Below are 25109 nucleotides of genomic sequence, written 5' to 3' on the forward strand. Positions count from 1 at the left end.
TTCGTTTTACTTATTTATTACCAGCTCACCTTTCAGAAACTTCTGCCAATCTTCCAGCATCCTGCCCTTCAGTACACGTGGAAATTTATGCTGGCCTCCCACTTTACCTTTCAGCCTCATAAATTCCATGAAGTCATCCTCGGTAAGTACATCAAGAAAAACTTCCTTTAATGCACTTGTTCTTTCTACAGCATAATCGTCGTTCAGCTCTTTTAGCTTCTCATCTATTTTTACGCGCAACAGTTCTTTATCTACATTATCGTTGGTAGCTACATACCAGTGATGCGCAAAGAAATTACCATGCGGTACACCAGCCACAGTAAATTCAGGTATGCTTACATTCAGCTCTTCGCTCACCAATTGAACAGCACGGTTCATATTATCTACACTCAGGTGTTCGCCTACCAGGCTAAGGAAGTGCTTGGTGCGGCCTGTGATAATGATCTCGGCTCGTTCTTTATCAGTAAAACGTACAGTATCGCCTATAAGGTAGCGCCACGTACCTGCCGGTGTAGAAAGTAGCAAAGCATAATCTTTTCCTTCCTCCACCTGGTGCAGCATCAGCACTTCAGGATTTTCTACCACGTTGCCATCTGCATCAAAGTTCTTTTCATCAAAAGGAATAAACTCGTGGAAGATGTGAACAGAGGTAACCAGCCTCATGCCTTTAGCATATTGCCTGTCCTGGTAAGCAATAAAACCTTCGCTGGCTAAATAAGTTTCTATGTAAATGAGTGGCTTGGCCAGTAGTTTTTCAAAACCTTTTTTATAAGGCTCAAACGCCACACCGCCATGTACAAAAAATGCCAGGTTAGGCCAGATGTCGTGAATGGTCTTCAGGTTATACCGCTGTATCACCTTCTCCACCAATAGTTGTATCCATGCAGGTACACCTACTATAAAACCAATATCCCAATCAGGAGCTTTTTCTACTATCTCATCAATCTTCTTATCCCAATCTTTTGTTTTGGCTATTCGTTTCCCTGGTTTGTAAAATGGCTGAAACCAGAACGGCGCTTTTTTTTGTGTAATACCACTGAGGTCGCCGGCGTAGTAGCCTTCCTTCTTTTGAAGATCGGTGCTACCGCCAATGGTAAGCCAACCTTTTCCGATGGATTTTACAGGAAGATCCTGGTAATACCGCAGCGTAAAAAGCTGCTTGATCATTACCATCTTATTGCCTCGCAGCAAATCGTTGGTAACGGGAATATATTTACTGGCTGCTTCACTGGTGCCACTACTAAGCGCGTAATATTTTATTTTACCAGGCCAGCAGATGTTGGGTTTATTTTCCAGGGTCTTGTACCACCACTCCTTGTATATCTTGTTGTAATCATATACGGGGACCAGTTGCTGAAAAAGCTTTCCCGGCTGCTTACTCATTAATATCTCGTCAAACTGGTACTTCTGGCCAAACTCCGTAAAACGGGCCTTTCGCAACAGCTTCTTCAACACCTTCTGTTGCTGCTTCTGTATATTCTTTTCGCGGAGCCGTAATACTTTGGCAATAGAGGATGGTAATTTGATATCAAAAATGGCCATTAAGCAACTTTAGATTAAGAAAAGGTTACGAAACTACATTAAAATGCAGCATTATGGTGGTTTACCTACAAAACCATACCTCCGCTGCTATAGCTATTGCCCTAGTTTTTTGTAATTTCTGATAATGATCTTTAGATCGTGTGTCCATGTGTATTGCCTTGCATACCAAAGATCTATCTGGTATGCATCTGCCTGCAGCTGCTGCATGCTAGCCGGATCACCGGTGGTGGTAAGTACACCAGGTAAAAGCTGTGGCAACCCTTTGCTGTTGCTGCTAAAGCCCACCCATGTTTTCTTATTCACTAATACCATGAGAGCATTGTACATGCTTTTAAAACCACAGAGAAGTATATGAACCGGGAAAGTAATAAGTATGAATAATGCAAGGCTCACGTCAACTATACGTTTCATGCGCCGTTGGTACGGGTGCGCCAGCTGAAACTTACCTTCCACAGAAACAAATTCGCCTGAAGTGTCTTTGGAGTCGCTGCCAACAATGCTGTGGCTGCCATTCGCATGAAAACGCACACAGACATTGGACGGAAACTGCTGGATGAGATCAATGATCTTTTTATAGCTAAGATAGCCTTGCGAAAAAATCACCTCCCGAACCCTTGTGTTCTCTATCAACAGCTGCAACTGGTCGAGCGATGTAACTGAGTTCTCTTTTGCACCATTAGCCGCTATTCGCCCCATCAACCTGTTGGCAAGGCCTGCCTGGTTAAGCAGGTTTACTATTTCCTTGTATTCATCTGCAGTAGCCACTACCAATGTTTGCTGCTGCCGCTTTTCTTCATCATCATCTTCTACCATACCCCAATTTTGCAACATCCACCTAAACAAGGTAATGAAGGCCAAGGCCATTAGTCCACCAAAAAGTATCACGCCCCGTGAGAACCTATACTTTTCTGGTAATAAAGAATACACTGCTAACATGACCACCGTAGCAACGATAGCGGCATAAAATGCTTTAAAGGGTTTGTACTTGTTGTCGTAAATACCGGCCAGTGTGGCTGCTACCAAAAAAACCAGCGTAAAACCCGGCAAAGAGATATTGATTAGCCGCGGGTTGAAGGCATCGCCATCGCGCACAATATTTATCCAGAGCTCATTTACCAGGTGAAATGCTGCAAGTATGAAGAGCGCATCAAATAGGGGCAGACCTATTTTAACTATAAAATTTACAACAGCCGAAACACCAGCACGCAATACAATGGCCAGTTGGATGAAGAACGTGAAAAGCCTGGCCTTGCTCCCACTATAGTGTTTGCTCACAAATATGCTCATCGCCTGGTAAAACATCTTTACATAGTTCAGGCTGCCTTTGCGTGTGCTTTCTCCTTTAAAATGAATTATGCTGCTGCCACTAAAGTAGTAGTTCTTATACCCTGCTTTTTGTATTCTATAGCTCAGGTCTACATCTTCACCATACATGAAGAAAGTTTCGTCATATCCCTTTAGCTCAAGCAGCAGATCGCGGCGCGCCATTAGGTATGCTCCCGCCAGTACATCCACTTCATGATTGCTATGTTCATCAAGGTAACCAAGCGAATATTTTCCAAATACACGGGATGTAGGAAACAACCGGTGCAAACCTACCAGCTTATAAAAAGAAGTAGTGGGAGAGGGAAAAGAACGTTTGCTTTCTGGTAAAAACTTACCACTACCATCCAACATTCGTATGCCTAATGCACCTGCGTCTGTATGCGATTTCATGAAGTCATAACACTTTTGCAGGCAGTCCTCGGGCAGCAGCGTATCAGGATTTAAAAACAGAACATATTCACCTGAGCACTGGTACAACGCAAGGTTATTGGCTTTGGCAAAACCAAGGTTGTCAGGACTGGCAATGAATTTTACCCAGGGAAACTTTGGCTGCAGGTACTCGATGCTTCCATCGGTAGAGGCATTATCAACTACAAAAACTTCGGCTTGCAACCCGTTGATGCTTCGGTATACTGAATGCAGGCACTGCTCCAGGAAATACCTGACATTGTAGTTTACTATGATGATGGAAACATTCACTCGCTTTACAGGACCACGAAATACGCTGTTTTAGGTTATTTATCAAAAACAATGGCTGGTGCAGCAGCTGTCGCTGGTACAATAATGGTGATTGTGGTAAACTTATATTTGCAGCATGCTAAAAGAAACATTGATCAAGGCTACATACGATGGTGCCGAAGTTTTGAAGAAGTTCTTCAACGGCACTTTTACCATCAGCAACAAAGAAGGCATTAATAACCTGGTAACGGAAGCCGACCATGAATCAGAAAGAGTGATCATGGAAACGATAAAAGCGGCTTTTCCTGATCATTACATTCTTACTGAAGAATCAGGTGAGCTAAAGATGGATAGCAATTACAAATGGATCATCGACCCCATTGATGGTACTGTGAATTTTGCTAATGGCATTCCTATCTGCTGTGTAAGTATCGGCTTAGAAAAAGATGGCCAAATGATATTGGGTGCTGTATATAATCCTTTTTTCAACGAGTTCTTTTTTGCTGAGCGTGGCGCCGGCGCTACTTTAAATGATAAGAAGATCTCTGTTAGCGAAAAGACGGAGGTGATGTCCAGCTGCCTCGTTACCGGCTTTCCTTACACCTACCTGGATGCTCCAAATGGTCCACTCCAGATTTTTGAAAAATTCATACGCAGTGGTATACCTGTAAGAAGACTAGGTAGTGCAGCTATTGATCTTTGCTGGGTAGCCGCCGGTCGTTTTGATGGTTTTTACGAGCATAAACTACAGGCATGGGATAGCGCAGCCGGCTTTTTAATGGTAGAAGAGGCAGGCGGAAAAGTTACCGACTTCGACGGCAACCCTTACAGCCCATACCAGCCACACATATTGGCTACCAACGGCAAAATCCACGATGAGATGCTGCTGGCGGTGAAGGGGAAATGGAAGCAGTAGAAGTTTAAAGTACAGGGTAAGAAGTACGAAGTACGGTTGCATTAGCTGCAAACAGTATGTATTTTGTTTTGAACAAGCAAACAGTACATGCCTTACCTGGACTTGAAAATCAGAACCTTCAACTTTGCTGTAAATGTTGGAAAGCTTATACAGCAGTTACCATACACTATTTAAATAAGCAGTATTGCTACCAGCTTATCAGGTGTTCTTCTTCAGTAGCTGCAAATTATAGTGCTTCGCAAAGAGCTAAATCAACGGCAGATTTCATCAATAAATTGAAAATAGTTGAAGAAGAAGCTGATGAAAGTGTTCTATTCCTTAAGCTTCTGAAGGAGTTTAATCCTGCCTTTCAGCATCAACTTGAAGAACTTATTGCCGAAGGGACCGAACTGCTGAAAATAATTGTAGCATCTATCAAGAAGACCAGGCTTAATACTTCAGAAAATTTTCATTCTTAAATAGTATGAGCAGGTATTCACATCGTACCTCTAACTTCGCAACTCGTACATAACCACTCTATCATTATGGAATCCCGTACCGAAATATCTACCCTTGGCGAGTTTGGTCTTATTGATCATTTGACCAAAAATTTTGAGATTCAGAATGCCTCTACTTTAGTGGGCATTGGCGATGATGCAGCTGTTATTGACCATTTTGGAAAGCAGACAGTTGTATCAAGTGATATGCTAATTGAAGGCATTCATTTCGACCTGATGTATACACCGCTAAAGCACCTGGGATACAAATCGGTAGTGGTGAACCTGAGTGATATCTACGCCATGAATGCTACTCCTACACATATCACGCTCAACATTGCTTTCAGCAATCGTTTTAGTGTAGAAGCACTTACTGATTTTTACGAAGGAGTATATGCTGCGTGCGAGAAATACAATGTAGACCTGATTGGTGGCGATACCTCTTCTTCTCAAAAAGGGTTCATTATAAGCGTTACCGCAATAGGCGAGGTAGTGACAGAAAAAGTAGTAAAAAGAAGTGGCGCAAAAGAAGGAGACCTGCTGTGTGTATCAGGTGACCTGGGTGCAGCATTCCTTGGACTGACCCTGCTTGAAAGAGAAAAGAAGATATACCTGGAATCGCCGGAAGTGCAGCCAGATTTGGAAAATGAACAATATATAGTTGGAAGATTATTAAAGCCAGAGGCTCGTAAAGACATTGTGGAATTTTTTGAACAGGCCCAGGTACAGCCAACAAGTATGATGGATGTGAGCGATGGTCTTAGCAGCGAGATACTTCACCTGTGCAGGCAAAGCGGCGTAGGGTGCAAGCTTCACGAAGATAAAATACCCGTACACGAGGATGCCCGCCAGTTTGCCTATAAGCTTGAACTTGATCCAACCGCTTGTGCTTTAAGTGGTGGTGAAGATTATGAACTCATTTTCACTATCCCGCAATCTGATTATGAGAAGGTGATAAAGAACGAGCAGATCTCCATTATTGGTTATATGACTCCTGCTGATGAAGGCTCACATATAGTTACCCGCGGCGGAAATACACATAAGCTTACAGCCCAGGGCTGGCAAGCGTTTGCATAGTTTTAACAATGTGTGGATGGCCTGTCCTTTGTTCTTTTAAAAGAAATAAATAGACAGGAAATGAAAAACATAATACTCATCGCAGCAGCATGGATAATGGCATTATCTAGCTGCACAAAAGAAGCAACAGCACCAGCACTTGAAGAAACTAACAGCAATACCATAAGCATGTCGAATGGTGAAAGTGCAGAAGAAATCAAAGCAACTATAGAATGGACCGCAAGTCCGGAAGTAGACGGGTTAGGTTGGGTTTTGAGCTTACCAAAAGACCAGGTAGAAGTCCCTCTCAATCTTTCAGAAGATTACAAAAAGCATGGAATGGAAGTGATTGTTTCTTTTAAAAGAACCAACCAAAGAGTTCCGTGTCGTTGTGCAGAACCTAAGTACTATGTAGAGATAACCTCTATTCGCGTAGCCAATCCTTAATAGAGGAAACGTATATTGCAAGGGTGAAAAGAATTGCTGTTTTACTTATACTGGCTGCAGCGGTCTATGCATTTACAGGTTGTAAAACAGGCGCTCCGGCATCTTTCCATCCAAACAACAAGTACAGTGCGCAGGTATTGCAAAACGAGCTTTCGCTGTTACAAAACATTTTAGAAGCCAATCATCCAAGCCTTTACTGGTATACGCCAAAAGACTCTTTGGATGCTTACTTCGCATTAACCCATGCTTCCTTACAAGATTCTCTTACAGAAAAAGAGTTTAGAAATAAGGTAGCATGGGTTATTAGTAAAATAAGGTGCGGTCATACTGCAGTCAGGCATTCCAAACAATATAGCAAACACTTTAGCCGCAACCAGTCGCCGCTTTTCCCTCTGTCGGTAAAAATATGGCCCGATAGCGCCGTGATCATTGGTAACCTGAACAGGCAGGATTCTGTATTAAGACGCGGCACCATCATCACGGCTATCAACAACTACCCTATTCAAAGGATCATCGACAGTATGTTTAGCCTGATGAGCACCGATGGCTATTCAGACAATTTCAAGTACCAGGTTATCAGCTTCAACTTTCCGGCTTATTACAAAAACACGTTTGGCCTCGATAGCCAGTATATTATCCATTATGTAGATTCATCGGGAAGGCGGAATCACAAGGTGCTCAACAATTTTTACCCGAAAAAAGATACAACTGCACTACCGCTGGTAGTAGCACCATATAAAGTAAGCAGGCGAGACAGAATACGAATGAGTCGGCTTAGCAAGCGGAACCTGCGAATTGATACTGCACTCAATACAGCTGTACTTTCAGTTAATACCTTTAGCGAAGGCAGGCTTCCTTCTTTTTTCCGTAAAAGTTTCAGGCGCATACGTAAGATGAAGATTGAAAACGTAGTGCTGGACCTGCGACAGAATAGTGGCGGAAGTGTATTGGCGAGTACGAAGCTGACGCAGTACCTGGTAGACAAACCTTTTAAAGTTGCAGATACTGTTGCCGCTATCAACCGGCGGCTCACTTACCGGCAGCATATCCAGCCCTGGTTCCTGTATTGGCTAAGCATGCACCTTACGGGTAAAAAAATGAATGATGGCAGGATCCACTTCCGCTATTTTGAGAGGCATCACTACAAGCCAAAGCGCCGCAACCATTTTGATGGAAACATTTATGTAGTTGCAGGCGGATATACTTTTTCCGCTGCCACGCTTGTAACAGGTTTTCTGAAAGGACAGCAAAATGTAACAGTGGTAGGGGAAGAAACAGGCGGAGGCGCTTATGGAAATTCTGCCATGCATCTTCCTGTTATTATTTTACCAGCCACACGTTTGCGGGTATCGCTGCCCCTGTACCGGATAGTGCTCAACAGCGACCTTCCCAAAAATGGTCGCGGCATTTTTCCTGATGTAGAAGTACCACCATCGTCTACAGCCATACAAAAAGGAGTGGACGCAAAAATGGAGAAGGTAAGAGAGCTGATTCAAGGTTCCAGTAAAGCAAATGAAATTTTACGTTCACCATGAGGAAAGAGTAACTAGACCATCCAGTTCGCTCCAGCTAGATAATTCCACCTGCTAGCCCACCACCTAATTTTTTGGAACTGAAGTTTACTGCTCCTGCCCCTCATCATGAATGATCATGAAAGGATCGGCATCTTTCCAGAACGGCATTTTTTCACGTATGCTTTCCACTTCGGCTTTTTGGAGCGTGATGGTAAATATGTCTTCGTCGTGTGACTTCGTGTAAAGAACTTCACCCAGCGGGTTTATCACCATGCTATCGCCACTATGGTAAATGTCTTTGCCATCGTTGCCTACGCGGTTTACCCCAATGCAGAATGATTGATTTTCTATAGCCCTTGCCTGCAACAGCGTTTTCCACCCATGGCTACGGCGCTCCGGCCAGTTGGCTACATACACCAGCATGTCGTACTCCATCGTCTTTTCGTCTTTTTCGCGCCTGCCTTGCCTGCTCCAAACCGGGAAACGCAGGTCGTAGCAAATGTTCAGGTTTATCTTCCATCCTTTTACCGAGGCTATCAACCTGCGGTTGCCGGCAGTATAATGTTCGTGCTCGTTGGCATATGCAAAAAGATGTCTCTTGTCGTACTTGCCCATGGTGCCGTTTGGAAGCATCCAGATAAGGCGGTTGTAGTAGTTGCCATTTTCCTCCACCATCAGGCTGCCGGTAAGTATCACGTTCTTTTCTTTGCTCACCTGTTTCATCCACTGCACCGTTTCGCCCGTCATCTTTTCGGCAAATTGTACCGGTCTCATGCTAAACCCCGTGTTGAACATTTCTGGTAAAATGATCACTTCAGTTCTCTCTGTTATAGAATTGATCTTATCATCGAACATGCGCAGGTTAGCCGCTTTATCTTCCCAATGCAATGCTGTTTGAATAAGTGTACAGGTGAGTGTAGACATGCTATACTTTTTTAAATGTTTGTAGATGCATATGAACCATATCGGGTTCAAAACCTTTTTGCACCAGGTAAGTTTTTGTTTTATTCAGTTTCACCAGGTACTGCTGCCCACGCAGCGAATCCCATTTAGCCAAAGCTAATTTGGCCAAGGTGTTTTCGTATTCTTCTTCGTCAATACTTTTTAATCCGATTTTAATACAGTAGCTGCTAACGCCTTTCTGTTTCAGTTCGTAACTGATCTTCCTTTTACCCCAATGCTTTATCCTGAACTTTCCGCCGGCATATTGAATAGCAAATCTTTCTTCATTTAAATAATTGTCTGCTATAAGATTAGCTATTATTTCCTCCACCTGGTTCTTATACAGGCCCAGGCTGTAGAGCTTTTCTTTTACTTCAGAATGGCAGCGTTCCTGGTAGGCGCAGTAGTGTTTTATTTTCTTTAAGATTTGCTCTTCTGCCATTTGTTTTGAACCATTAATAGTGGTTTCCCCTTAGCTTTATCAAAAGTGGCCAGTTTGTTGTTAAGCAATGCCAAAAACTTAACATCCCCCAACAAAACTAGTTAAGCTGAAATGAAAAAGGAACTGAACCCTATCGTGTGTCTTATTGATGATGATAATATCTACCAGTTGATCACTACCAAAATCATTGAAATGGTAAATCCTCAACAACAGGTAATTAGCTTTTCTAATGGCCAGCAAGCCATCGATTATTTTACCAGCCTTAGTAATGAACATACCACGCTTCCTGATATCATTTTCCTTGACCTGAACATGCCCATTATGAACGGTTGGGATTTTCTTGATGCTTTTTCTTCGCTGCAAAATCTTCCAAAAAAGATACCTGTGTACATGGTAAGTTCTTCTGTAAATGAAGACGATGCTGTACGCTCAAAAACGTATCCCGTAGTAAAAGATTTCATCATAAAACCTTTTTCTAAGGTGCAAATAAAGGAGATACTTACCACTGGGATTGGTGTGAATTAATACCGCCGCTACAGAAGAAATACACATTTATGCATTTACCCAGCTCCGTGCTCAGGTTATCTTTGTGCAATTAACATTTTACTGTAGGTTTGTTTCTTTTGTTAAAACCAGATCACAAAATGAAGTTTATTGTTTCGTCTTCATCCTTGCTCAAACATTTGCAGCAGATAAACGGGGTGATCAATGCCAATACGGTATTACCCATTTTGGAAGACTTTCTATTTGAAATTGAAGACCGCAAACTGACCATTGTAGCCACCGATCTTGAGACCGTAATGAGCGTTCAGATGGATGTGGAAAGCAAATCAAACGGGCGTGTTTGTATCCCGGCTAAGATCCTGATCGACTCTCTTAAGAATATAGCAGACCAACCACTTACTTTTAATATCGATAAGAACTTTGCTGTAGAACTGACCAGCGATAATGGTAAGTATAAGGTGATGGGAGAGAACCCAGACAACTTCCCTAAGGCTCCTACTGCTGATGATACTACCCCTTTTACCATGCCTAGTGGCGCTTTGGTAACGGCTATCAATAAAACATTGTTTGCAGTAAGCAACGATGACCTTCGCCCTGCTATGACGGGTGTATTCTTCGAACTTTCTAAAGACTATATACAGTTTGTAGCTACCGATGCTCATCGCCTGGTTCGCTACAAGCGGCTTGATGTAAAATGTCCGAAGAACGAGAATTTCATTGTGCCTAAGAAGCCGCTGAACCTGCTAAAAAATGCACTGCCTGACAACGACGATGAACTTACTGTTAGCTATAACAGCAACCATTTATTTGTTTCGCATGGCACTACACAGCTAATCTGCCGACTGATAGATGCACGTTTCCCTGATTATAAGGTGGTAATACCTACAGACAATCCATACAAACTGGTTGTTGGTAAAGGTGATTTCCAGAGTGCGCTGCGCCGCGTAAGTGTTTTCAGTAACAAAAGCACCAACCAGGTTGCTCTTACTATAAGTGGTAGCGAACTACAAATGGCTGCCCAGGATGTAGATTTTTCTTTTGAAGGAAATGAAAGAATGAATTGCCAGTACGATGGCGAAGATCTACAGATTGCTTTCAATGCGCGTTTCTTAATTGAGATGCTGAACGCAGCTGAAACAGATGAAGTAAAAGTGGAACTGGCTACTTCTACCAAAGCAGGTATCATCAAACCAACATCAAGCGAGGATAACGAAGACCTGCTGATGCTGGTAATGCCACTCATGCTCAACAACTAATACGCTACTAACCATTCTTTATATAAATCCTCCTGCTTCAGGAGGATTTTTTTATTTTTAATAGGCTGGTCTTTGAAGGAATTGTTGTGTTGCCAGCCACGGATCGACTATCAGCTACTGTTGCGTCGCACTCTTGTACAGCATCTCGTGGCGCAGCGCTTCGGAAGCTAAGTACATTCAGCTTAAATAATCTCTTGCCATATGTTCGAAAATATAATTGATCATTTTCAAACGCTGGAGCAACGGCCGCTAGAGCGAATGGCTTTTATAGTTGGCGGCCTGCTTATCTTCTGGATCATTGAAGGAGCCATCCCGCTGGTAAAACTCCAATACAAGCGAAACAAGTGGAAGCATGCAAGTATCAACTTCGGCTTTACGGTTATTCATCTTGTTATTCATACTTTTCTTGCTATCATCATTGTCTTAATGAGCGACTGGTGCAAGGCTAATGGTTTTGGCCTTGTGTACTGGACAAATGCTTCTGTGTTAGGAGCCATACTGATTTCTTTCCTTGTACTGGATCTTTTTGGTGGCTGGCTGGTACACATCACCCAGCATAAGATTTTTCACCTATGGCGGTTCCATGTTGTGCACCATGCCGATAATAATGTAGATGTCACTACAGGCTTACGCCATCACCCGATAGAAAGTGTGCTGAGAGGCATATTCTTCTTTATGGGCATCCTTGTCTCCGGCGCGCCTATGTATGCTGTCATGATCTTCCAGACGTTGCTGGTGCTGGCTACCGCATTTACACATGCTAATATCAGGTTGCCGCGATGGATCGACAATAGCCTGAGCTACGTATTTGTTTCTCCGAATATGCACAAGGTGCACCATCACTACATGCAGCCGTATACCGATAGTAATTATGGCGCGGTTCTTTCCATCTGGGACCGCTTGTTTGGCACCTACCGAAAACTGGATCCCAAGGATATAAAGTATGGCCTTGACAGGTACTATCCTAATGAGAAAGATGAGGATTTTAAGATGTTGCTTTTCCACCCGTTTAAGAACCAGGATTTGAAGGATTAGGTTCATTTCGGGAAAATCTATTTCAGCATCCACCTCGAAGTTTATGCTTTATCACTTGAAGTTTTACATCATTTACAGAGGTTGATTGTCCTTGTCATAACTTCATCCTTTACTCAAACTTATATTCACACATGAATCGTGGTTCCACCATCGCCGTTATTCCTGCCCGTTATGCAGCTACACGTTTCCCTGCCAAGCTAATGCAGCAGTTGGGAAATAAATCTGTGATCAGGCATACGTACGACAATACAAAAGCAACAGGATTATTTGATGAAGTATTTGTAGCTACCGATAGCGACATCATTTACAATGAGATTACCAGCAATGGTGGTAAGGCAGTAATGAGTATAAAGCAACACGAAAGTGGCAGCGACCGGATAGCAGAAGCAGTAGCCGACATGGATGTAGACATAGTAGTGAATGTTCAGGGAGATGAGCCTTTTGTTCAGAAGGAGCCACTGCAGAAACTGTTAGAGGTCTTTGAGGGTGAAGAGGGGCAGGATGTTCAGGTAGCATCGCTGATGCAGGTGCTTACGGAGCAGAAATTAATCAATGATCCTAACTATGTAAAAGTGGCTGTAGATAACAAGATGAATGCGCTGTTCTTTAGCCGATCAGTTATTCCATATTCGCGCAGCAGCGAGGGCAGTATTATCTACTATGAACACATTGGTGTGTATGCTTTCAGGAAACAGGCGTTGCTCAATTTTACCAACTGGCCAATGACACCATTGGAAAGCGCTGAAAAGATAGAATGCCTGCGGTACCTGGAAAATGGCGTCAGGATGAAAATGATAGTAACAGAGTATATGGGAGTAGAAATAGATACACCGGAAGACCTGGAAAGAGCTGCTAAATTGCTTTAGTTCTGAAGCCTGTCCAGTATGCCGTTGATCCTTTCGTAAACCAATGTTAGTTCTTCGTCGTATTTATTAGAATTCTCTTTAAAAGCTTTATACAGCAGTTTAGCCTGTTGCACTCTTAGGTCTGCATATTCAGAAAGCAATTCACGCTTTTGATTAAGTTCTTTGTCTAGCTTGTAATTCTTGGTTGTAGCTACTTGTTTTTGAAAGCTTTGCCATTCAGGTAAAGTGCTGTCAGCTAAAATGCCTGCGGCCTGGTCCATATTCTGAACATACTGCAGCCTGCTCATTTGCTGTACAGCCTGCTCCTCCACCTTGTTCATCTGAACAAGGGTCTGTTCAAAAAGAGGTGTATCGTCGCGACGCGGCCTCAACAATAAAAATGCTGCAATAGAAGCTACCCCGGCTATACCGATAAATACTTTTTTATTCTTACTAACTATATCGCGGGTATCGTTCCAAAGTTTGATAGGATGTGGAAGTTTCCACACATTGTCGTTCATATAGGGTCCTTTCTAAAGGAGAGACCAAAAGTCGGCCATTTCCACCGCAACAATAGTATAATTTCGCATCTGTAAAAAATATAAACGATGAGTAGTTTTCGCAATTTCAAAATGATTGGTTATGTGGTTTTTGGAAGAGGAAGTTTTAACCAATTGAATGATATATTGAAACCGCATAGGAAGGATAACAGACCAATGGTTTTCCTTGTAGACAACTACTTCGAAAATGGTGCTAATGGCCTTGTAAAAAGGATCCCTGTACAGGAAAATGACAAGGTGATTTTTGCAGATGTAACGTACGAGCCTAAGACAACTTATGTAGATAGTATTGCACAACAATTAAAAGATGAATATGGAACTGTAAGCGGTGTAATAGGCATTGGTGGCGGTTCTACTCTTGATCTTGCTAAGGCTGTAAGCCTCATGATGACCAACCCCGGATCATCTGCCGATTACCAGGGTTGGGACCTGGTACAGAAAGCTGGTGTTTATAAAGCAGGTATTCCTACACTAAGCGGTACCGGTGCTGAAGTAAGCCGCACCACTGTGCTTACAGGCCCTACGCGTAAGCTCGGCATGAACAGCGATTTCACTCCATTCGACCAAATAGTTTTAGATCCTGAATTGATAGCTAATGCACCGGTAAACCAACGCTTTTATACAGGCATGGACTGCTATATACACTGCATTGAAAGCTTGCAGGGAACATACCTGAACGAGTTCAGCAAAAGCTATGGCGAAAAAGCACTGGAACTATGCAGGAAAGTATTTTTAGAAAAAGATACATGGGATGAAGAAAGCGATGACAAGCTAATGATGGCAAGTTATGCCGGCGGTATGAGCATAGCTTATAGCCAGGTAGGTGTAGCACATGCTGTCAGCTATGGCCTTAGCTACTTGCTTGGTACCAAGCATGGCATTGGAAACTGTATCGTCATGAACCAACTGGAAGAATACTACCCGGAAGGAGTAGCGGAGTTTAAACGTATGGTTGAAAAAAGCGGTGCAGAAATACCAACCGGAATTTGCAAGGGATTGACTGATGAACAATTTGATACCATGATAAACGTAAGCCTTGGTATGAAACCTTTATGGGAAAACGCACTTGGTAAAAATTGGGAGCAGGTAATGACGCGACAAAAGCTTCGTGATTTATACGAGAAACTATAACAACGATAGCCGCTTTTGCGGCTTTTTTTCTTCTAGAAAATACCATAGCACCGCCACCATCTCAACATTCAAATCGTCTGTCCACTATCTTTAATCAATGCGTCCTCATAAATACATCAAACGGATTATTCAGCCCATTTTTACTACCGGCCGTACCAAAGAGATCCTTCATGTAAACCCAACCGTTCAACCCATTCGTGAAGAAGCCAAAGAGATCAAGATATTTATTTACAACTACGATGGCCGCCACCTGAACGAGATGCAGGCTGAAACACCGGAAGCGTGTTTTGATTTTAAAGACACGAACAATGTAAGCTGGATAAATATCGATGGCATACGTAAAAAGGATGTAGAACTTATTTGCAGAAAGTTTGGAGTACACAACCTGATAGTGGAAGATATTTTAAGTGTTGGGCAACGGCCAAAAACGGATGAGATAGAAGGCATCATGTTTTGCCTGCTAAACATGCTTTACTTCAACGATAGACATTGCTCGGTAGAGCAGGAGCAGATAAGCATAGTGTTGGGAAAGAACTTTGTGCTCACCTTCCAGGAAGATGCAAGCCGCGACGTATTTGATTCCCTTCGTGAAAAACTACGGTTATCGTCCAGCAAGATCAGGCACAGCGGTGCTGATTACCTCTGCTATTCATTGATAGATATGATCGTTGACCACTACTTTGTAGTGATGGAAAGCCTTGGCGAAAAGATTGAACAGCTGGAAGAAGAGATCATCAGAAATACCAACACCCGTTCGCTGGCAAAGATCAATAGCCTGAGAAAAGAACTGATAGTACTAAAACGAAACGTGTCACCGGTTCGCGACCTGGTGAATGGCTTTATAAAAAGTGAAAGCGAATTGCTGGAAGACCGCACTACAAAATATTTCAAGGATGTATACGACCATATAGTACAGGCTAATGACCTGGCGGAAAACTACCGCGATATGATGACGAGCCTGCAGGATCTGTACTTGAGTAAAGTGAACCTGAAGATGAATGAAGTAATGAAAGTGATGGCTGTAGTTACTTGCCTACTTGCACCGGCAACTGTTATAGGAGGAATCTTTGGAATGAACTTCGACATCATACCCTATGCACATAATCAATGGGGTTTTCATGTTACAGTAGGATTCATGCTACTGGTGCCTGTGATGATGTTATTCATCTTCAAAAGACGCGGCTGGTTCTAATTACAGTTGATTATATAAACAACAAGCATACTTACTTTATAAAACAGTAAGATCTCGTAATAGATAAGCTGAAGATATCGTTACCTGAATCTACTGTAAGCCAACGTAAGCAGGTCTTTTTTCCATTTAAGAAAGCGAAGGCGAAGACGAATATCATTAAGCACTGTAGCGCTTTGTTCTGTAGATAGCTGCATTTCCAACTGTTGTATTTCTTGCTGAAGAGCATCAAGTTGCTGTCCGTGCATACCCATACCTGTAGAAGGACTATTCATCTCCCAAAAATAGAGATCACCTCACACAGAAGAAGCCATGTTTATAAAATGGGAATAATTACAGGCTCGCCCGTACAATACACAGAACGACCGCTAAATATAAGCTGATGCAATAACCTAAACTGCCTTGTTCATTTCTTGGATGAACTGTACTTCTGTGATTTGTAGCGTTACTGTAGTGCCCATATTGGGTAAAGAAGATATGAACATGTCGCCGCCGGTATGCTTTAGATACTGACGTGTAAGGAATAAACCAGCGCCCGATCCTTTTTCATTTTTTGTACCCAAAGAAGAGGCTATAGGCGAATCATTTAAAATGGTATGAACCGTTTTTTTGTCCATTCCTTTTCCATCATCTGCTACTTTTATAAGTAGTGTATCCTTCTCTTTAAAGATCCAGATATTGATATTGCCGGAGGTGGTGTACTTGTTTGCGTTGTGAAGCAAATTATTCAGCACTAGTTGAAGTCCTATTCCATCTACATAAACATCTGTATCAATGTAGCAGCTTATAGAAACCAGGTTTTGCTTGGCTTCTATATCCTTTGCTTGTAGCGCTACAGTTTCGCGAACAAGCTCTTCTATGTTATAGAACTTCATGCGGCGGCTACTGCTATGAAGAAGTTGTGTGCCCAGGTACATAAGCTTTTCAACCGTGCATATCAATAGGTCTACCCGCTCCTGCGAGTCATCTACCAGGTGTGTAAGCTCTTCCCTGCTTAGCGCGCCCTGCTGAAACAAGCCCAGCAGTTGTTGAATATTGCTAAGAGGCGTTTTTATCTCATGCGCCAGCATCGAAAGCATCAACTTGTTGATTCCTTCTTTTGACTGTAATTCCCGCACTTCTTCCTGTGCCTGTTGAAAAGCTGCTCTTTGCTCCAGCAGTAGGTCTACCTGCTTACCTAGCAGTTGCAAGGCGTTTACCTGCTCCTCGCTTAGCTGGTGATGCTGCAAGTGAAACACGCACAAAGAACCAATGGTAGTACCCGCAGGTGATTTTATAGGAACACCTGCATAAAAGCGCAGGTGATGTTTTTTTACCAGCGGATTGTTGCTAAACAATTCATTGGTTTCTGGCTGGTCTACTATGTATATGTTTTGCCTGGAAGCAATGGTATGAATGCAAAAAGAATTTTCTACCGGTATGTTCTTAATTGCATTGGCAGTGCCTGCTTTTGTCCATTGCCTGTTTTTATCAATAAGTGTAATAGCACTGTCGCTGGTCTTACAGATCAGCGCGGCCATGTTCACTATATTTTGAAAAACTTCTTCATTTTCTGTATCCAGGATCTTTAATGAATAAAGTTCTTCCAGGTGCAATGGAGTCATTGTATGGGATTTTAGGGCAAATACAAAGCTACCGGCACTAACAGCCGTATGTTATTAAAATGAAGTAAAATCCGTTAAAAGATGATTAGTGCTTTTATGGGTGTTTCAGCCAGTTTTGGTGCTGGTTTTCTTTTTATTTTTCTTCACCAGGTTGAAAGAATCATCAATCATTTGCAGCACTTCTTTCCTGGGAATGGTACCATCTACAACCACTGTATTCCAGTGTTTCTTGTTCATGTGGTAACCGGGTATAACAGCTGCATACTGCTCCCGAAGCTCAAGCGCTTTTTGAGGATCGCATTTTACATTCACCCGGAGAGGGTGTTCATCGAGCGAAGCGAGTAAAAATATCTTCCCATCAACTTTAAAAACCAAAGTGTGCTCATCAAAAGGAAAACATTCCTCTGCACCTGGCTTCTGGATACAATATTCACGCAGCAGTTCTATATCCACCTGTACATAGTTTAAAGCAATTACCGCTTCTTGAAAATAGGCACTGTACTGCAAGGCTCGCCGTACATAATGCTTTTAACCACTGGTCTTAGTAATGAAGTGATAGCTACGTAAGCAGTTTCCGGGATAGGTACATCGCCACAACCTTTTACCACTACACGTTTGTCTGCATAATCCTCTGCTTGTACCTTACTGATATTTTGAAGAAGGACATTTTGTACCAGTTCTTTCCCGGTACCAAAAGCAACCTCTTTTGCCACCGGCTGTAAGTTGGAAGCTACCAACATATAGGCCCACATAGGAATGATGGCATCTGCAGAGCAGGTAACTGCTACATATTTATTGCGGTATTGCTCCCAGTCGTGCGACTGCAGCGATGCTCTGAAATCCTTCTCTTTCAAAATAAGACCCATGAACAAGTAGTCCTTAAGGTCAAATACAGTTATCTCGCCTTTTGGATAAAAGTCCTCCAGGTCTATTGTAGTAAGTGCACTTTCTGTTACCCTGTTTACTATCGGTTCCATACTACAAATTTACAACAGCAGCAGGTTTATTGGTGTTAAAAGGAAATGATCTGCACGCCAAGATTGTTGAATTGCGGAATTTCTCAACCAAACCTTTAGCAAATAAAAACGCCCCGCATGAGCGAGGCGTTTCACATATTTGAATTGATATTCTACTAGTAGAAATCAAACCTGTTATCAGTAACCTTAGCAGCTTTCTTAAGTGCTTCCATGCTACGGTAGCCACTCATTTGCTTGTACTGCATTTCCATTTGGCGGCGTGTATCTTCTACATTGATGCCAGTGTTTGCCTGTGCACCAACGCTTTCACCTCTTACTACGAATACTCCACTATTACCTGCAATTGGCTCGCTGATCTTTCCCTGGAGAGACTTGTTGAAAGCAGCACCTGTTACTTTTGGTTCATTACCAATCTGGGGAATGAAAGGCTGTGCGAAACTTACACTGTCAGCACGCTGCACTGTCTGACCAGCACCTTGTGCTATAGCTTCCAATGTAGCGCCACCTTTGAACTTGGTGTTGATAATCTGCTGTGCTTTCTTCTCGTTGATGATGAGAGGCTCAGCGCTAGGACGTGCACGGCTTACGCTCATCAATCCTTTTTCTGATACACCAGTAATAAGAGCTACTACATATTTCTCACCTACTTCAAAAGGCTCACTTACATCACCAGCCTTATTCTCGTAAATCCAACGTACCAGGCTGCGGTTTTCACCTAATCCCGGAACTGCATAATCATTAGGTTTTACGTCCATGATCTGTAGCGGCTGAAGACCTTGCTTGTTAGCATTCTCTTCAAATTGCTTTTTGTTGCGGCTTGAACCTGCAAACTGTGAAGCAACTGCACTTGCAGCATTGATCGTAGATTGACTTGCATCAATTGGCTTAGCCAGGTAAGCTACTTTGAAGGCTGGTTCAAAACCTTTTTGGTTCAATACTTCTATATAATGGTAACCACTGTAAGAAGCGTTTTCAACCTTCACAACTCTCTTGTCGCCGGTCTTGCCATAAAAAGCAACTTCAGCAAATTCCCTGCTCAATCCACCAAATTGAGTAGAAGAGAAATCATATTCACCTCTTGTTTCTTTACTTCCCTGGTCGTCGCTATACTGAACAACCATAGAGTTGAAATCGGCACCACCCTGGATCGCTCTTTGAATACTGTCGATACGTGCTTTTGCTATACTGTCAGAAAGTGTTTCTCTTCCTTGCTCGCCTGTCTTTACCAGGATATGTCTAACCTTAACGCTATCTGGCATTTGCCTGCGGTCAATCATTTTTGCCAACACAAAATTGTTAGCATCTATATATGGTCCGTAAACTTCACCATTAGCCAGGTTCCTGATTGCATCTGCATTTGACATTTGCATTTTAGAACCTTGTGTATAACCATCAAAAAATGGTATTTCGCTGGTTACCCTGTTTATGAATCCTTCATTGTCAGTAGTAGTAGCAAATTCATCGCGAAGTGTAGACAGTTGATTTAAGATAGCAGCAGTGTCTTCTGCGCTTGCAGTTGCATTGAAGCTCACGTATGAGATACTGCGGCTTGCTTCTTCTTGCTTGAATTGTTCTGGATGTTTATTGATGTATGCTTTTACATCGTCGTCAGAAACTTTGATGGCTGTATCAGCAATGCTTGAATAAGGAACAGCTACATAAGAGAAACTAGCAATAGCATTTTGATCTGCCACAGTTTTCTCAGCCATCCACTTTGGCACGTAAGCACTTTGGCTTAGCAGGGCCATATACTTCTGGCGTAATCCCTGGCTGATAGTAGGAAGTATATATACCTCCTGGAACATTTCCAGGTTAGGATTATTCTGTTGTTTTTTGATGTTGGCAAAGTATGCCTTTGCGTCATTTACTTTAAACTCGCCGGTTGCCGGGTCAGTAAATTCATTTTTAAGCCACTGCGGAGCATTTGGTCCAAACAATACGTCGTTCAGTTCTTTATCAGTGAATTGCAAACCCAGCTCATCGTACGCCTGCTTCATTACAATCTCATCAATGGTTTGCTCCCATACATTTCCAATCAGTTGTTCGCGTCGGGCCTGCTGGCCATACATGGTTTGCGCTACATTGATCTTTCTCTCAAACTCATTGTGGTCTATTTTCTCACCGTTCACCTTACCTACTACAGTGCTCCTGCTTCCCATTCCTGAGCCGCGCCCTACAAAGGCATCCATTAAGATGAACCCGATCAAACTAAGGGCAATAACCGCAATCACCACAGCAGCGTATTTATCCCTGATTTTTTGAATAACCGACATGTTGTTATATAGCTTTTTTTAGTGGATGGCAAAAATAGGGGAATATATGGTTTGAACAAATTGTGGAAAACGTGCCGAAAGCCTTGTTCTTCTTGGCTTGTATATATATTGGCACAATTCTTTTATGTTGAAAACTTGAATAATCGACATTTCCAAGAATATCTTGAATTTTTCTATCCACAGCCTCTTGTTTAAAAGCATGATTCTCTGTGGATATAGCTGGTTTTTGGCTTTCTGAATCGTGGAGACGTGGGGTCTAACTTCATTTTATTTTTCCGAAACCGGGGTAGTGGCCGGAACCGGAAGAAGTTATTCCACCTGCGCCTGCTGTTTTCAACTGCCCGCTGGAGTCTGTTTTTTTACAGCCCTTTCATTTTCCCCAACTGTTGGTAAACCTCTACAACACTTAATGATATGGTAATAGTAGCTGTGGATGGTATGTGAATATCAGTGGATAAAGCAGCATATTCTACATTTGCAAATAATAATTTTAGAAGTTATCCCGCTATTAACAGCCGTAATAGTAGTAGGGGTTTATATAAATAAGTGTATTTAAATACTATTACCTGAATTATGAACATCGAAGCAGCAAAAAATAAAGTAATCGAAAACGGTTTTTTGGATGTGGAAGTTGACGTTCATTTAGACCTGTTTTCGGAGATCGAAAGATTGAAGAAAGAAAAGAATGCAATTGTGCTTGCGCACTATTACCAGGAGCCTGACATACAGGATGTGGCAGATTATATTGGGGATAGCCTGGGGTTGGCTCAAAAAGCGCAATCCACAGATGCGGACATGATCGTGTTTGCCGGCGTTCACTTTATGGCCGAAACAGCCAAGATCCTGAACCCGACCAAGAAAGTTGTATTGCCCGACCTGAAAGCAGGTTGTTCGCTGGCTGACAGTGCACCAGCTAACCTATTTCGTGCTTTCAAAGAAAAGCACCCGGACCATATTGTTGTCAGCTACATCAACTGCACTGCAGATATCAAAGAATTGAGCGATATCATTTGTACCAGCGGAAATGCAGAAGCGATCATCAACAGCATACCTAAAGAGCAGAAGATCATTTTTGCACCAGACAAAAACCTGGGTGCTTACCTGAGCAAAAAGTTAGGAAGGGAGATGTTGCTGTGGAATGGTGCTTGTATGGTTCACGAGATCTTTAGCATGGAGAAGATCGTAAAACTAAAAGTTCGTCATCCAAATGCTAAGGTGCTTGCACACCCTGAATGTGAAGAACCGGTATTGCGTATAGCTGATTTTATTGGAAGCACCACGCAAATACTGAAATACTCAAAGACAGATCCTGCCACTGAATTTATTGTAGCTACTGAAACCGGTATACTACACCAGATGCAGAAAGACTCTCCTCATAAGACTTTCATACCGGCGCCACCAAATAATTCGTGTGCGTGTAACGATTGTCCGTATATGAAGTTGAACTCGCTGGAAAAGCTTTACCTGTGTATGGAATACGAAACGCCGGAGATACATATGGATGAAGCGCAAAGAATAGCTGCCAAAAGACCTATAGATAAAATGCTAGAGATCAGCAGGGCAGCCGGGTTATTAGGGTAATCCAACTTTCGATAAAATAATAAAGGCTCTTCCAATCAGAAGAGCCTTTTTATTACCCGATGTTCAACTAGTAGTTATACTCAAAATTCAGCATGTCTTGTTTGTAATAACGCAGCCTTCTCCTTTTTGTAGAGATGTTTGATATTACAAATCCTAATGCTATTGCCGCACTTACACTGAAGGCTTTCCAAACCATGCCATTGCTTGCAGCGTTTTGTTTTTCCGGAACATATACCACGCCATTTACGTCAGCCACTGCAGGTTGGTGCAGGTAGCGGCCTTGGGCAGGTAAGGCAATCTCCCTGAAGTTCTTTACAAGATGCTCGAGCGATTCTTTTAATTCTGCACCTTCCATAGGTGCACCATGGCCTGTAGCTGCAACGTTCGGATGCAGGTAGGCCAGTTTACGCACAGAAGCCTCTGCCGCATCCCAGTCGGTTGTAAAGTATTTAGGCGGACCTGATAATTCTCTTCTGTTGGTCATAGATGAGATAGCAGATTCTTGTTTGGTAGTTACAAAGGCATCGCCTGCTATCAAAATTTTGTCATCTTCTCTAAAAAGGCTGATATGGCCAGGTGCATGACCCGGTGTATGAATGTATTTCCATCCATTTAGTCCGGGGATGGTTTCATCATTTGGTAAAACCCTTACATGTTGCCAAATATTAATAGGAGTCTTAGGATACATAAAGGCCATTGCGGACATCATACCGCCCCCCACTGATGGATCCGGGGGTGGATAGCTCGATTTGCCTGTTAGGTACGGAATCTCCATGTAATGGGCAAATACGGGCACTTCCCACTCCTCTGCTAACCGTGCTACTGATCCTACATGATCAAAATGCCCGTGCGTGAGCACAATACAGGTTGGTTTACTCTCTTTACCAAACAGTTTAGTGGCCATACTTTTAATCTTACCATATGACCATTTCAAACCCGCATCTATCAAAACCCAGCCTCCTGATTGCTGGTCTTCTATCATATAAAAGTTGACTATCTTGTCTTTCATACCCCATATACCCGGGGCAACTGTAAAGGCACCCGCTGGTACTTTTCTCTCTTTGTTCATAAAATATTATTGATGGTTGTAGAAAAAGTTTGATGTATATCCAAACAAAAGCATGCCATAGAAGCAGCGCCAGTAGCGGGTTTTGGGATTTAAAACCTATTGATTGATGCGGGTTGCAAAAAGGCTAGGCATATTTTTTATACCTGCTTAAGAAACAACAAACTATGGCGGAAGAAAAATATGAAGACAGCCCAGGTCAACCAACGCCTGGAGAAAATGATCCAAAAGAAGCTATTGACACTCCAAAAGAGGTAGAAGAAGCAAACGATCCCAATATTGATGAGGATTTCCCTGGCTACCCACATTACCCGGCTAAGGAAGATCTACTGAACCCGGAAAACAACAATGGAAAAGTGGACCTGGATGTGGAAAGCTTTAGCAGGAGTAATGCTATTGATCCCTTACACATAAAGAACATTGAAGGAACTTCTACTGTTGATGGAATAACTGCAGTAGAAATTGCGGAAGATGATGACAATGATATTGGTATAGTACCGGGAACAGAGGCAGATGTTACTGCTGAAGATCTTGCTTTGCTTGGTCCACGCGATGCAGATATGGATATGGGAGAAGATGAAGAGCTGGCTGCACGTGGATGGAAACCTAAAGCTGGTACTGACTTGGACATTCCTGATGCTGACATGAATGATGTAACAGGCGATGCTATGGGACAGGGTGATGAAGAAAATAGTTACTACAGCCTTGGTTCAGATAATAAAGATGCCCTGGAAGAGAATACAGATAACAACTTTTAGATGTAAGTATTTTCCAAATAGAAATGCCGGAGTTAAAGATGCCGGCAATTCTATTTATGGCAAAGCCTGATGTGTTTCATGATTTTCCGCATTAGCAGATTTACGCCAACTAATCTTCCTCCTGCCTTTGAAGTACCTGCCGGTTCACCTTTATCCCTCTTTTGAAAAACTTATAAGCTTCCTGGATAAAGTGCCCAAACTCGAGGTCGTTAAGATGTACTACCATTTCGTAAGTAGGCCTGTATTCCACCATGAAAGAATCTATCTCAGGTGAGGTAAGACCAGTGAGTTTTCGTACTAGTCCTTTATTGAACCTATGGTTGATATACTTATCCTTTTCTTCCTGTATCAATCTTCTTTGAAAAGCCATGGTAGACCTAATCTTTCTAAAACGAAACATATTGATCAGTTCATTTAGGTCTATACCTACACCAGCAGCTCCGGGTGTTGATAAAGTAGAAGTTTTTATTCCTGGTTTTGAATACCCGAAGATCTTCGCATAATCCGTTCTATTCTGGATAGAATCCATCCTGTAGTTTCTCGGCTTAACCGTTACTCCCGGCAGCTCTTGTACTTTTTTAAGAATGGAAATATCAAAAGAGTAGATGTTTGGAATGCTTGCAACAGGGTATTTGGGCGTGGCTTTATTTAAATAAGAAAAGTAGATTGAATCATTAGGGCTTACTGTTATAGAATACCTGCCAGCCGAATCTGTGAAAGTTCCCCTGCCCGAAGTAGACAATACACTTACAGCTTCAATAGGTGTCTTTCTTGTGATGTCGTAAACTGTACCGCTAACTACTACTTGCGCGCTTACATTATAAGCAGTTGCAAAAGCCATAAGTAAAAGTAGAAAGACCCTATTCAAAGTGGTTGTAGTTTGATTTTCAATATTAAATGATGCTACTGAGCTGTAAGAAACAGTAGTTTAGTTTTAACGGTGAATTGGGAATAAAAAAAGGCTGCAGATTATGCAGCCCTTAAAATTAGT

25 protein-coding genes are annotated in these 25109 nt (G+C 42.4%); 13 read left to right on the forward strand and 12 right to left on the reverse strand.

Going from position 1 to position 25109, the window contains the following annotated elements; translation table 11 throughout:
* Positions 1–6: 6 nt before the first annotated feature.
* The gene (locus J4N22_RS19000; RefSeq protein ID WP_207497163.1) at positions 7–1542 is read right to left on the reverse strand and encodes a GH3 family acyl-acid amido synthetase; all 1536 of its coding nucleotides are present in this window, start codon (positions 1540–1542) and stop codon (positions 7–9) included.
* Between the two features lie 93 nt (positions 1543–1635).
* On the reverse strand, positions 1636–3567 hold the full coding sequence (locus tag J4N22_RS19005; RefSeq protein ID WP_207497164.1) for a glycosyltransferase: 1932 nt from the start codon (positions 3565–3567) through the stop codon (positions 1636–1638).
* Between the two features lie 115 nt (positions 3568–3682).
* Here J4N22_RS19005 and J4N22_RS19010 point away from each other — a divergent pair, with 115 nt between their 5' ends.
* The 5 genes from J4N22_RS19010 (at position 3683) to J4N22_RS20235 (ending at position 7976) form a co-directional block, all read left to right on the forward strand.
* Positions 3683–4462 carry an inositol monophosphatase family protein gene (locus J4N22_RS19010; protein WP_207497165.1) on the forward strand — a complete coding sequence of 260 codons (780 nt, stop codon included), beginning with the start codon at positions 3683–3685 and terminating at the stop codon, positions 4460–4462.
* Positions 4463–4530: 68 nt separating this feature from the next.
* Positions 4531–4920, forward strand: coding sequence for a four helix bundle protein (locus J4N22_RS19015; RefSeq protein WP_207497166.1), 390 nt, complete (start codon positions 4531–4533; stop codon positions 4918–4920).
* A 66-nt stretch (positions 4921–4986) separates the two neighbouring features.
* Positions 4987–6015 carry a thiamine-phosphate kinase gene (thiL, locus tag J4N22_RS19020; protein WP_207497167.1) on the forward strand — a complete coding sequence of 343 codons (1029 nt, stop codon included), beginning with the start codon at positions 4987–4989 and terminating at the stop codon, positions 6013–6015.
* 60 nt (positions 6016–6075) lie between these two features.
* A complete protein-coding gene (locus J4N22_RS19025) occupies positions 6076–6441 on the forward strand; it encodes a hypothetical protein (protein ID WP_207497168.1) in 366 nt (121 codons plus the stop codon).
* A gap of 23 nt (positions 6442–6464) precedes the next feature.
* The gene (locus J4N22_RS20235; RefSeq protein ID WP_207497169.1) at positions 6465–7976 is read left to right on the forward strand and encodes a S41 family peptidase; all 1512 of its coding nucleotides are present in this window, start codon (positions 6465–6467) and stop codon (positions 7974–7976) included.
* An 84-nt stretch (positions 7977–8060) separates the two neighbouring features.
* On the opposite strand, the gene J4N22_RS19035 is transcribed toward J4N22_RS20235, so the two are convergent.
* Positions 8061–8879: an amidohydrolase gene (locus J4N22_RS19035; RefSeq protein WP_207497170.1), complete on the reverse strand. Its 819-nt coding sequence runs from the start codon at positions 8877–8879 to the stop codon at positions 8061–8063.
* 1 nt (position 8880) lies between these two features.
* Positions 8881–9339 carry a regulatory protein RecX gene (locus tag J4N22_RS19040; protein ID WP_207497171.1) on the reverse strand — a complete coding sequence of 153 codons (459 nt, stop codon included), beginning with the start codon at positions 9337–9339 and terminating at the stop codon, positions 8881–8883.
* A gap of 111 nt (positions 9340–9450) precedes the next feature.
* On the opposite strand from J4N22_RS19040, the gene J4N22_RS19045 reads away from it, so the two are divergent.
* The 4 genes from J4N22_RS19045 to kdsB all read left to right on the forward strand — a co-directional run bounded on the left by J4N22_RS19045 (position 9451) and on the right by kdsB (position 13000).
* On the forward strand, positions 9451–9864 hold the full coding sequence (locus tag J4N22_RS19045) for a response regulator (protein WP_207497172.1): 414 nt from the start codon (positions 9451–9453) through the stop codon (positions 9862–9864).
* Between the two features lie 119 nt (positions 9865–9983).
* Positions 9984–11099, forward strand: coding sequence for a DNA polymerase III subunit beta (gene dnaN / locus J4N22_RS19050; protein ID WP_207497173.1), 1116 nt, complete (start codon positions 9984–9986; stop codon positions 11097–11099).
* 201 nt (positions 11100–11300) lie between these two features.
* Complete coding sequence (locus J4N22_RS19055; protein WP_207497174.1) at positions 11301–12134, forward strand: sterol desaturase family protein; 834 nt, start codon at positions 11301–11303, stop codon at positions 12132–12134.
* 131 nt (positions 12135–12265) lie between these two features.
* Positions 12266–13000 (forward strand): 3-deoxy-manno-octulosonate cytidylyltransferase, encoded by a 735-nt coding sequence (gene kdsB, locus J4N22_RS19060; RefSeq protein ID WP_207497175.1) that lies wholly within the window; start codon positions 12266–12268, stop codon positions 12998–13000.
* On the opposite strand, the gene J4N22_RS19065 is transcribed toward kdsB, so the two are convergent.
* Positions 12997–13500 carry a hypothetical protein gene (locus J4N22_RS19065; RefSeq protein ID WP_207497176.1) on the reverse strand — a complete coding sequence of 168 codons (504 nt, stop codon included), beginning with the start codon at positions 13498–13500 and terminating at the stop codon, positions 12997–12999. The genes kdsB and J4N22_RS19065 overlap by 4 nt on opposite strands.
* Positions 13501–13587: 87 nt before the next feature.
* Between J4N22_RS19065 and J4N22_RS19070 the strand changes: the two genes are divergently transcribed.
* A complete protein-coding gene (locus J4N22_RS19070; RefSeq protein WP_207497177.1) occupies positions 13588–14670 on the forward strand; it encodes an iron-containing alcohol dehydrogenase family protein in 1083 nt (360 codons plus the stop codon).
* A gap of 97 nt (positions 14671–14767) precedes the next feature.
* A complete protein-coding gene (corA, locus tag J4N22_RS19075) occupies positions 14768–15862 on the forward strand; it encodes a magnesium/cobalt transporter CorA (RefSeq protein ID WP_207497178.1) in 1095 nt (364 codons plus the stop codon).
* A gap of 80 nt (positions 15863–15942) precedes the next feature.
* Here the strand turns inward: corA and J4N22_RS19080 are convergent, their stop codons facing one another.
* From J4N22_RS19080 to J4N22_RS19100, 5 genes are all read right to left on the reverse strand, one after another.
* Entirely contained in the window at positions 15943–16134 is a 192-nt protein-coding gene (locus J4N22_RS19080; RefSeq protein ID WP_207497179.1) for a hypothetical protein, read from the reverse strand.
* A 117-nt stretch (positions 16135–16251) separates the two neighbouring features.
* On the reverse strand, positions 16252–17463 hold the full coding sequence (locus J4N22_RS19085) for a GAF domain-containing sensor histidine kinase (protein WP_207497180.1): 1212 nt from the start codon (positions 17461–17463) through the stop codon (positions 16252–16254).
* A gap of 105 nt (positions 17464–17568) precedes the next feature.
* A complete protein-coding gene (locus tag J4N22_RS19090; protein WP_207497181.1) occupies positions 17569–17916 on the reverse strand; it encodes an MmcQ/YjbR family DNA-binding protein in 348 nt (115 codons plus the stop codon).
* 20 nt (positions 17917–17936) lie between these two features.
* Positions 17937–18440, reverse strand: a complete 504-nt coding sequence (locus J4N22_RS19095; RefSeq protein WP_207497182.1) for a DUF2480 family protein — start codon at positions 18438–18440, stop codon at positions 17937–17939.
* A 155-nt stretch (positions 18441–18595) separates the two neighbouring features.
* Entirely contained in the window at positions 18596–20713 is a 2118-nt protein-coding gene (locus J4N22_RS19100) for a peptidylprolyl isomerase (RefSeq protein WP_207497183.1), read from the reverse strand.
* A 573-nt stretch (positions 20714–21286) separates the two neighbouring features.
* On the opposite strand from J4N22_RS19100, the gene nadA reads away from it, so the two are divergent.
* Positions 21287–22294, forward strand: a complete 1008-nt coding sequence (gene nadA / locus J4N22_RS19105) for a quinolinate synthase NadA (protein WP_207497184.1) — start codon at positions 21287–21289, stop codon at positions 22292–22294.
* A gap of 67 nt (positions 22295–22361) precedes the next feature.
* Here nadA and J4N22_RS19110 read toward each other — a convergent pair whose 3' ends face one another.
* The gene (locus tag J4N22_RS19110) at positions 22362–23363 is read right to left on the reverse strand and encodes an MBL fold metallo-hydrolase (protein WP_207497185.1); all 1002 of its coding nucleotides are present in this window, start codon (positions 23361–23363) and stop codon (positions 22362–22364) included.
* Positions 23364–23527: 164 nt separating this feature from the next.
* On the opposite strand from J4N22_RS19110, the gene J4N22_RS19115 reads away from it, so the two are divergent.
* A complete protein-coding gene (locus J4N22_RS19115) occupies positions 23528–24118 on the forward strand; it encodes a hypothetical protein (protein WP_207497186.1) in 591 nt (196 codons plus the stop codon).
* A 109-nt stretch (positions 24119–24227) separates the two neighbouring features.
* On the opposite strand, the gene J4N22_RS19120 is transcribed toward J4N22_RS19115, so the two are convergent.
* Entirely contained in the window at positions 24228–24959 is a 732-nt protein-coding gene (locus tag J4N22_RS19120) for a peptidase associated/transthyretin-like domain-containing protein (protein ID WP_207497187.1), read from the reverse strand.
* Between the last annotated feature and the right edge of the window lie 150 nt (positions 24960–25109).

This window comes from Aridibaculum aurantiacum (assembly GCF_017355875.1).
Classification (GTDB): domain Bacteria; phylum Bacteroidota; class Bacteroidia; order Chitinophagales; family Chitinophagaceae; genus Segetibacter; species Segetibacter aurantiacus.